We start from the raw sequence: 1,116 nt of genomic DNA, 5'->3' as shown, positions 1-1,116 counted from the left end.
GGTAAAGCCGGTGGTGCTGCTCCTGCTAAAGCGGCCTCTGCGCCAGCTCCGGCAAAGGCGGCAGCTCCGGTCGCTGCTGAAAAAGCACCGCAGCCAGTAGCAGCAGGGGCGCCATTTGCACTGCCGGCAGCCCAGAAACTTATGACCGAAAATAATCTGAGCGCAAATCAGGTTGGTCAGGGTTCAGGTCTTGGTGGTCGTATTACAAAAGGTGACGTGCTTGGGTTCCTGTCTCAGCCACCTGTTAACCAGCAGCAGGCAGCACCTCGTCCCCCACGTAAAGATGACCCGCGTGAAGAACGTGTAAAAATGACGCGCCTGCGTCGCACCATTGCACGTCGCCTTAAAGATGCGCAGAATACAGCAGCTATGCTGACAACCTTTAATGAGGTTGACCTGTCAGCGGCTATGGAACTGCGTAAGGAATATCAGGACTTTTTTGTTAAAAAGCATGGCGTAAAGCTGGGCTTTATGTCCATTTTCTCTCGTGCCGTGATTGCGGCCCTGAAAGAGTTCCCTGCTATTAACGCAGAAATTGATGGTGAAGACGTCATTTACCGTGATTTCGTGAACCTGGGTATTGCTGTTGGCGGGCCTAACGGTCTTGTCGTCCCGGTTATTCGCGATGCGGATAAAATGAGCTTTGCTCAGATTGAAAAAACCATTGCAGGTTATGGCAAAGCAGCCCGTGAAGGGACGCTGAAGATCGATGATCTGTCAGGTGGTACTTTCTCTATCACCAATGGTGGTATTTACGGTTCACTGCTTTCAACACCTATTCTTAACTCGCCGCAGTCAGGTATTCTGGGTATGCACGCAATCCAGGAGCGTCCGGTTGCTGTGAATGGTCAGGTTGTGATTCGTCCGATGATGTATACAGCTCTGTCTTACGACCATCGTATTGTTGATGGTAAAGAGGCAGTCAGCTTCCTGGTGCGTATCAAACAAAATGTTGAAGATCCGCGCCGCCTTCTTATTGACGTCTGATCGTCTGTGATCGGCAGGGTTCAGCCCTGCCGATTTTTTTTGTGAATGAATAAGAAAGGCAAAATTTATGCCAGTTGAAATTAAAGTTCCTGCCCTTGGTGAGAGTGTTACGACTGCCACTGTTGGTAA

Annotated in this window: 1 protein-coding gene; it reads left to right on the top strand. The window is 50.1% G+C overall.

Annotated features, from left to right (window positions below; all coding sequences use genetic code 11):
* Positions 1-987, top strand: a 987-nt coding sequence (odhB, locus tag HK11_RS11805) for a 2-oxoglutarate dehydrogenase complex dihydrolipoyllysine-residue succinyltransferase (protein ID WP_086555512.1), incomplete at its 5' end; no start/stop codon positions are given.
* Between the last annotated feature and the right edge of the window lie 129 nt (positions 988-1,116).

Origin of the sequence: Acetobacter sp. DmW_043, assembly GCF_002153485.1 — a bacterium.
GTDB classification, from domain to species: Bacteria; Pseudomonadota; Alphaproteobacteria; order Acetobacterales; family Acetobacteraceae; genus Acetobacter; species Acetobacter thailandicus.
Note: the sequence above shows the minus strand (reverse complement) of the source record. Positions and strands in the feature narration are given on the sequence as shown.